Source organism: Lentibacter sp. (assembly GCF_029254145.1).
Classification (GTDB): Bacteria; Pseudomonadota; Alphaproteobacteria; order Rhodobacterales; family Rhodobacteraceae; genus Lentibacter.
Genome location: NZ_JAQWYD010000004.1, coordinates 20,241 through 28,182 on the forward strand (window position 1 = coordinate 20,241; position 7,942 = coordinate 28,182).

A 7,942-nucleotide genomic window follows, 5' to 3' on the forward strand; every position below is an offset into this window, starting at 1 on the left:
TATGGATGTGCTTTACTTTGCTTGGGTGCGCGAACGTATTGGCCTGCCGCGAGAGCAGGTTGACACAGAGGCTGCCACAGTCGCTGATCTTGTTGCGGAGCTTTGCGCGCGCGAGGAGCGTTATGCCGCGGCCTTTTCTGACCTGACAGCGCTTCGAGTTGCGGTTGATCAGGAGTTGTCAGACTTTGGAGCTTCGCTGAAAGGCGTGCGCGAAGTTGCCTTTTTTCCGCCAATGACCGGTGGGTAAATGGACATTCGTGTTCAAAACACCGTGTTTGATCTGGGTTTTGAGGCGCAAGCCTTTGCCGACAGAACATCCGCATCGGGGGCCGTTGTCACCTTTACAGGGATTGTGCGGAACAATGCTGAGGGCACGCTCGATTACATGGATATCGAACATTACCCTGGCATGACGGAAGCAGCGCTGCGGCAGATCGCTGAGGAAGCTCATGCCAAATGGTCGCTTGAAGACGCTTTGATCATCCATCGTGTTGGCAAGATGCGGGCAGGTGAGATGATCATGATGGTGGCAACAGCATCCCGTCATCGTAAAGATGCTTTTGAAGCCGCTGAATTTTTGATGGATTTTCTCAAGTCACGCGCACCCTTCTGGAAGAAAGAGGTCTCCCGAGACGGCGCTGATTGGGTTGCCGCGCGCGATGAAGACGAGACTGCGCTGGCCCGCTGGCAGACATGAGCGATGTCCAGCTAAGCAACGGCGCGGCGCGCAGGCTTTGGCGCGAGAGACACGGTCTTTTTTATTCGCCTACGGGGCCGCTGGATGTGCCGCAGATTGGACATGCACTTGGGTTTGTCCAGCTTGACTCGATCCGGCATGTCGAGCGCGCCCATGATCATATTCTCTGGTCACGAAATCAATCGTATCGTGCGGGCGGACTAGACAAGCATCTTCAAGAGCGAGACTTTTTCGAGCATTTTACTAATGACGCGAGCCTTATCCCGATGCGCTTTCTGCCGATGTGGCAGCGTCAGTTTCAGCGGCACGCAGAGAAAATTGTTCAGGCAGGCTGGTGAAAGAATATGCCTGATGAGGAGGGACGAGCTGCTCTGAAAGCGCGTATTGCGCGCGAAGGACCGCTTTCAACAAAAGACTTCGAGAGTGAGGGCCCGCGCCCTAAAGCGATGTGGCATCGTCCTGCGCACAAACTTGGGCTTGATTATATGTGGTACGCTGGAGAGCTGGCGACATCTTATCGTGAAAAATTCATCAAGTATTACGATCTGGCGGAGCGCATTTTTCCGGAAGATTTGAGGGGCGTTCGCCTGAGCCATGACGAGCAGATCGACTGGCTTTGCCGTGCAGCTCTTGAACGGCTTGGCTTCGCCAGCTCGGGCGAGATCCAGCGGTTTTGGGGGGCTTGTAGCGCCACTGAGGTCAAGACATGGCTGAGCACGCATCAGGGGGCGCTCATGTCGGTTTCTATAGAGCTGGCCGACAAGAGTGTGGCACAAGGCTGGGCTTTGCCGAGTATCGAGCAGAGGCTCGCCAAGCTGGGTGCACCGAGCCGGTCCATGAGGCTTCTCAACCCGTTTGATCCTACAATCCGCGACCGCAAGCGTACCGAGCGCTTGTTTGGGTTTTCATATCGCAACGAGATATTCGTACCCGAAGCACAGAGACAGTGGGGCTATTATGTTTACCCTTTGCTTGAGGGAGAGCAGTTTGTTGGACGGGTGTTGTTGCGGGCTGATCGTAAGGTCGGCAGCTTGCACATCATGCGACTTTGGCCAGAGGATGGCGTCCGTTGGGGCACTGAGCGGGAGCGCAAGTGGCAGGCGGAGTTCAGACGGTTTGCGCGCTTCGCAGGCCTTGAGCCTGTTAATTCTTAGCTGTTGTTGGCTGCACTAATGCGCTCAACATAGGCGCGCATTTCTTCGGTCTCATGGCGGGCATCACGCAATCCATCCATTGCGGCAGACAATTCTGCTTCCGTCTGGGACAATTGATTGGTGAGCTCGGCTTCACGCTGCTGAAGATAGGTGATCGCTTGATCACGTGTTTCTTCGGCTTCATGCAGCTCTTGAGCCATCTTCTCAAGTTCTTCCATGTCTCCGCGCGAAACGCGCGTGAAACGATGCACAAGCCAGTTTACGAACCAGCCCATGCAAAAGGCAATAAAGAGGATGATCGCCGTTGCGATAATGAACTCTGTTCTCGTCATTGATCTTGCCCTTCGCTCGTTGCCGCTTCTTCATCGGCTTGATCTGTGGTGTCTGATGCACCAGTTTGCTCTTCGCTTTCAAGCGTTGTTTCTGTTTCCGCAATGGGTTTTGGGCGTACCAGGGTGATTTCAATACGGCGGTTGGCTTCGCGGCCTTCTTCTGTGTCGTTTGACGCGATAGGCTTGGTCTCGCCATAGCCTTCGGCTGTGAAGCTGCCAGTTGCGACACGTCTGTCGCGCAGAGCGTTCAATACCGCGAGTGCGCGCGACTTGGACAGCGCTTCGTTCATGGTTTCACGGCCTTGGCTATCCGTATGGCCCGCTATTTCCATTCGCAGTTCTGTACAGTTTCCGAGAACTTCGCTGATTTCATCCAGTGTCCCGAGCGAGGTGGCATCGACTGTATCGCTTCCTGGTTCGAACGTTATTTTGCGCACTTTCAGGATTTCGGCGATTTTGGCTTCACATTCATCTGGCGTGAGCATGCTTGCCACAGGGTCAAGCTTTTCGAGATATGTGACTTCAACCGAAAAGCGGGAGCCTTCGCCAAGCTTGTCAGACAAAAGCTTGCTGATGTCAGAGCGCGCACTTTTACTGCCTGTGTTGCCAGTGACTGTTATGTCTTCAGCCGTCACGCGCGCTGAACCGTTTGAAAGAAGCGAAAGCGCCTCAAGGCCGGAGAGGACCCGCAGCGGCCAATCTCCCGGCAAGGCTTCGTCTGTGCGTGCGCGGTTGCTCACTGTGGCGCTTCCAAACCGAGCTATGGCAAAGCTCTCGGCAGTTTGTGCAACAATTTCGTCGTTCAGCCGTCCGTTGAGTTGCACCAGTCCTTCGGGGCTCAGCGTGGCTACAAATTCGGCAGGGCCTTGGCTAGGATCAGACGGATCGGGCGTGAGCACTGCGTGCAACGCGAAGACATCAGGCAGGCTGTTTTCAAGGGCGCCCACAATGCGGTCAAACTCGCGCTGAACTGTTCCGGGCGGCGATATAAGCGTTACATCTGCGTCTGAAAACGTGACGGACCCGCCTTTTAGCTCTGCGATCGCGGCAATTGACAAGGCAGCAGCATCGGCCCAGTTGGGCGAAGGCACGCCAAGCCCGATACGGCAGTCTAGATTGCCTTCAATGCCCGCCTTTCGCGCGGCTCCCAAAATTTTGGATCGGCCCTCTTCGGTATGCGCCGAACAGGTGTCAAACCGTGGGCCAGCCTCGTCTTGCAGGAAGCGCAGCGTAAAAGGTGTGATGACGGGGCGAGGCGAGGAAATATCAAAGCTAACGCGCAGCCCAGAGGGGACCTCACGCTTCAGGCGCGCTTCCACTTTGAGTTTGCGCTCTTCGCTCTCAGCCATCGCCGTGATTGTCACGCGACGGGCATCTATCGAAATCTTGGAGCGCGGTAGCGTTTCTAGCGCTTCAAGGCCAAAGTCAACGGCGTTGTCCCAGCCATCAGGAATATCATAGTCTGCGCTTTCGAGCAGGTCGGCGATTTCATCATCGTTTGAAATACGGCGAAGGCGCTGAAGAAGATCAGCGCGGTCCGCACCCGTTGGAATCAGGCCAATGAGCGAAACTTCATCCTCGTTGCGCAAGATTTCTATGGAGAAACGTGGCGCTGCGAGTGCGGCGAGCGCTTCGACGTCCATATCGTCAATCACGCGGGCGGCATCAACGACTGTGCCTGCAGTGCTTATTGCAAGAAAGCGACTGGCTTCTGACGGCGCAGTCCCCGTTAGAACCACTTGTAGCCCGTCTGCATAGACTTCTGCCCATGTGAGAGACTTTGTGTCCAGCGACTGGCGGACGCTGTACTCGGATGTTTCTTCAACAAGGGTCACCGCAAAGCGCGCGGCTATCAGGCTCAACAAAGCGGCACTCGCAAAAGTTCCGGCAAGTATAAGTATGGATGATACGCGCATAAGACCTATTTTCAGCGGTTACCCGATCTCTCTTAAGGGGTGAAATCAGGGGTTTCAATCAAACTAAAAGCGCGACGGCGAAAAACAGCAGAGGGATCAAACCTGCATCGCGGTTTGAACGGAAGAGTTTTATCAATTTGGTGCTGTCGTCTGGGTCAAAGTTGTTGAGTTGCCAAAGCATGTGCCAGCCCATCACGCAGGCTCCTACAAGGGCAATCACGAGCGCGATCGGACCGCTTGCGCTGCCCAGCATTGCACCGAGGATGGCAACGCCTAGGAGCGTCACTGTAGCGGCGAGAAAACGCGCGAGCCAAATTGGGCTTTGGGTTCCAAAAAGTCGGGCTGTGGACTTGATCCCGATGAGGGCGTCATCTTCGGTGTCTTGGTGGGCATAGATTGTATCGTAGAAAAGGGTCCAGACGATTCCTGCAACATAGAGGTAAAGCGCTGGGGCTTCGAGCGCGCCACGGTGAGCCGTCCACGCGAGGAGTGCTCCCCAGTTGAACGCGAGGCCCAAGAACACCTGTGGCCACCATGTGAAACGCTTGGCGAAGGGGTAAATGGCGACCGGGACGAGGGCCAGAATACCAAGGAAAACCGCAGCTGTGTTGAATGTCAGCAGGATGCCAAACGCGATCAGCGCTTGGAAACACATCCAAATAGCGGCTTGCCGGGCGGTCACCTGACCAGAGGGGATGGGCCGCGAACGGGTACGCTCCACGGCGCCGTCAAAGTCGCGGTCCGTTATGTCGTTCCATGTGCAGCCCGCGCCGCGCATGAGAAATGCACCCGCGGCGCATGCGACGAAGATCCAAAGGTCATGCCATGTCACGATGCGGTCATGGAGCATGGCAAGCAGCAAGCCCCACCAGCAGGGAATCAGCAAAAGCCAAGTGCCAATGGGCCTGTCCGCGCGGGACAGTCGCAAGTAGGGCCGCGTGCGAAGTGGCGCATAGCTGTCGACCCAGTTTCCTTTGACGGCGTCCGAAACCTGTCCGTTCTGCTCTGGCGTATTCTTGTCGCTGCTCATATGTTTTGGCCCATGACAGATGTGAAGATCAGATTGTTTGTAGATCACCCGCTGGGGGCGGGGCAATCGCTGGCTTTGGATAAAGCGCAGTCGCACTATCTTTTTGGCGTGATGCGCCAGCAGGTTGGGGCGAAAATTGCTGTGTTCAATGGCTGTGATGGTGAGTGGCTGGCCGAGGTCAGTGAGGCAAGCAAACGGGGGGGTGTTTTGCTCTGCAAGGCGCAGCGGGGGCCGCAGGTCAATCCGCCTGATCTTTGGCTTCTTTTCGCGCCGATCAAGAAGACGCGCACGGATTTTATTGTCGAGAAAGCTGCCGAGATGGGCGCAGCACGGATCATGCCTGTTCAGACTGAGTTCACCAATGCGGAGCGGATCAGGCAGGACCGTTTGCAAGCTCATGCGCTTGAAGCAGCAGAGCAGTGTGGCGGCACATTTGTGCCTGACGTGACTGACTTGACCAAGCTTTCAGCGCTGCTGGATGCATGGCCCACAGAGCGCAAGCTGATGTTTTGCGATGAGGGTATTGCAGGGCAAGCGGGGGCACAGGAGGTATTGGAGGCGGCAGGAGCCGGGCCTTGGGCTGTGCTGATTGGGCCAGAGGGAGGCTTCTCTCAGTCTGAACGCGCACGACTTCATGCTGCCGAGTTTGCCTTTCCTGTGAGCCTTGGGCCACGGATATTGCGGGCCGATACCGCAGCGGTTGCTGCGCTCACGGTCTGGCAGCAGGCCTTGGGGGATTGGGCATGAGCTTTATCAGGCCTGAGGTCGCAAAACTCCTGACTAAATACAAAGAAGTATTGCTTGCTGGGGCGGTCTTTGGGCTTGGGGCGTATTGGGCGATTTTCTCTTTTGGGCTTCTGCCATGGCTTGGCTATATCGTTATGGGCGTGTCGGGGCTTTTGCTTTTTTCCTTTTTACAACGAGCGTGGTTTGCCCGCGGGGATGGCGGGCGCGGCTTTGTCGAGGTGGACGAGGGCCAAATTAGCTATTTCGCGCCTGACAGTGGTGGGATGATTGCGGTGCGCGAGCTTTCTGAAGTGAGCTATGATGCGCGCCCAAGCCCGCCTGTCTGGACCCTGAGCCAAGCCGGGCTGCCTGATCTTGTTATCCCTGTAAACGCGAAGGGCGCAGCACAGCTTTTTGACGCTTTTGCAGCGCTTCCTGGTCTTTCGGCGGATCGACTTCTGACCGCACAACGCGGTGCGAAGGATCACGCACGCGTCATTTGGCGAAAAGATGCGCTGCTGCGCATTGACACCCCGCGTCCACGGCTGCACTCCTAACGCCTCACGCGAACACATCGGAGCGAACACATGTCTATTCCTCAGTCCGGCGGCGGCCCGATCGAACACCACTCACAATTGGCTGAATATATGGCCGAGGGGTGTAAACCCAAGAGTGACTGGAAAATCGGAACGGAACACGAGAAGTTTGGCTACTGTAAGGACAGTCTCTTGCCAATTCCTTACGAGGGGGAGCGTTCGGTGCGCGCCGTGCTGGAAGGCCTGCAGCAAAAGCATGGCTGGAACCCAGTGTTTGAAGGTGAAAATATTGTTGGTTTAGAAAAGGATGGGGCCAATGTGAGCCTTGAGCCCGGGGGGCAGCTTGAACTTTCTGGTGCGCCTTTGGACACCATCCACCAGACCTGTGACGAGGTGAATATCCACCTCAAAGAAGTTAAAGACATAGCTGATGCTGTTGGTGTCGGCTTTATCGGGCTTGGTGCAGCGCCGATCTGGACTCATGAGCAGATGCCGCTCATGCCCAAGGGCCGCTACAAGCTCATGAACGATTATATGCAAAAAGTTGGCACCATGGGTCGCGATATGATGCGGCGCACCTGCACCGTGCAGGTGAACCTTGATTTCGCCTCCGAGGCGGACATGGTCAAGAAGATGCGCGCCGCGATTGCGCTTCAGCCTGTGGCGACGGCGCTCTTTGCCAACTCGCCGTTTTTTGAAGGCAAACCGAATGGCCACAAAAGCTGGCGTAGCCGTGTCTGGCGCGATCTGGATGCTGCGCGTACAGGGATGGTTCCGTTTGTGTTTGAAGAGGGCTTCGGCTTTGAGCGCTGGGTGGAATACGCACTCGATGTGCCGATGTATTTTGTCTATCGTGATGGCAAGTATATCAATGCGTTAGGCCAGTCTTTCCGTGATTTTCTCAAGGGCGAGTTGCCTGCTCTTCCCGGTGAAACGCCAACACTGTCTGACTGGGCAGATCACCTGACCACACTCTTTCCAGAGGCGCGGATCAAGAAATATATGGAGATGCGTGGAGCCGATGGCGGACCGTGGCGCAGACTTTGTGCGCTGCCTGCCTTCTGGGTCGGTCTTATGTATGACGAGAGCGCCTTGGATGCCGCTCTGGACCTGACCAAAGGCTGGGATGTGGAGACGCGTGAAGCGCTGCGTGTGGCCTCGTCGGAACAGGGCCTTCATGCGGAAACGCATGGTGTGAAGATGTATGATCTTGCGCGTGAAGTTGTGAAAATTTCTGAGGCTGGATTGAAGGCGCGTGGCTGTGAGGGCGCGGGTGGGATGATTCCAGATGAAACCCATTTCCTGAGTGCTTTGCAGGAGTCGCTTGAAAGCGGTGAAGTCCCTGCGGATGAGCTTTTGCGCCGTTACAAGAGCGATTGGGGTGGTGATGTGAGCCGAATTTACGCCGATTATTCTTATTGATTAAGCCAGCGTTCAGGCGGGTTAACGGGGCGCTGCTCTCCCAAAATCGGGGGGGGTGATATGCGTGCACAACCCGTGCACAATGCGTGCACCGCCTGAAACGGGGTTTTGTTAATACAAAATTACTTA

8 protein-coding genes and 1 pseudogene are annotated in these 7,942 nt (G+C 55.9%); 6 read left to right on the plus strand and 3 right to left on the minus strand.

Going from position 1 to position 7,942, the window contains the following annotated elements; all coding sequences use genetic code 11:
- Position 1 precedes the first annotated feature (1 nt).
- The 3 genes and pseudogenes from moaD (at position 2) to P8O11_RS00335 (ending at position 1,851) form a co-directional block, all read left to right on the plus strand.
- Positions 2 to 247, plus strand: a complete 246-nt coding sequence (gene moaD / locus P8O11_RS00325) for a molybdopterin converting factor subunit 1 (RefSeq protein WP_300290446.1) — start codon at positions 2 to 4, stop codon at positions 245 to 247.
- Positions 248 to 697, plus strand: a complete 450-nt coding sequence (locus tag P8O11_RS00330; RefSeq protein WP_300290448.1) for a molybdenum cofactor biosynthesis protein MoaE — start codon at positions 248 to 250, stop codon at positions 695 to 697. It abuts the gene before it with no gap.
- Positions 694 to 1,851 (plus strand): annotated as a pseudogene (locus tag P8O11_RS00335) (winged helix-turn-helix domain-containing protein). The gene P8O11_RS00330 and the pseudogene P8O11_RS00335 overlap by 4 nt, the downstream one beginning before the upstream one ends.
- Here P8O11_RS00335 and P8O11_RS00340 read toward each other — a convergent pair.
- From P8O11_RS00340 to ubiA, 3 genes are all read right to left on the minus strand, one after another.
- Positions 1,848 to 2,183: a hypothetical protein gene (locus P8O11_RS00340; protein ID WP_300290450.1), complete on the minus strand. Its 336-nt coding sequence runs from the start codon at positions 2,181 to 2,183 to the stop codon at positions 1,848 to 1,850. The pseudogene P8O11_RS00335 and the gene P8O11_RS00340 sit on opposite strands and share 4 nt — an antisense overlap.
- Positions 2,180 to 4,048, minus strand: a complete 1,869-nt coding sequence (locus P8O11_RS00345) for an OmpA family protein (protein ID WP_367186804.1) — start codon at positions 4,046 to 4,048, stop codon at positions 2,180 to 2,182. The genes P8O11_RS00340 and P8O11_RS00345 overlap by 4 nt, the downstream gene beginning before the upstream one ends.
- Before the next feature lie 109 nt (positions 4,049 to 4,157).
- Complete coding sequence (gene ubiA / locus P8O11_RS00350; RefSeq protein WP_300290454.1) at positions 4,158 to 5,129, minus strand: 4-hydroxybenzoate octaprenyltransferase; 972 nt, start codon at positions 5,127 to 5,129, stop codon at positions 4,158 to 4,160.
- 12 nt (positions 5,130 to 5,141) lie between these two features.
- Here ubiA and P8O11_RS00355 point away from each other — a divergent pair, with 12 nt between their 5' ends.
- Genes P8O11_RS00355 through P8O11_RS00365 form a run of 3 tightly spaced genes read left to right on the plus strand, consistent with a single transcriptional unit; the run spans position 5,142 to position 7,813 of the window.
- Positions 5,142 to 5,876, plus strand: a complete 735-nt coding sequence (locus P8O11_RS00355) for a 16S rRNA (uracil(1498)-N(3))-methyltransferase (protein WP_300290456.1) — start codon at positions 5,142 to 5,144, stop codon at positions 5,874 to 5,876.
- A complete protein-coding gene (locus P8O11_RS00360; RefSeq protein WP_300290458.1) occupies positions 5,873 to 6,412 on the plus strand; it encodes a hypothetical protein in 540 nt (179 codons plus the stop codon). Before P8O11_RS00355 ends, P8O11_RS00360 begins: the two co-directional genes overlap by 4 nt.
- A gap of 30 nt (positions 6,413 to 6,442) precedes the next feature.
- On the plus strand, positions 6,443 to 7,813 hold the full coding sequence (locus tag P8O11_RS00365; RefSeq protein WP_300290460.1) for a glutamate--cysteine ligase: 1,371 nt from the start codon (positions 6,443 to 6,445) through the stop codon (positions 7,811 to 7,813).
- Positions 7,814 to 7,942 lie beyond the last annotated feature (129 nt).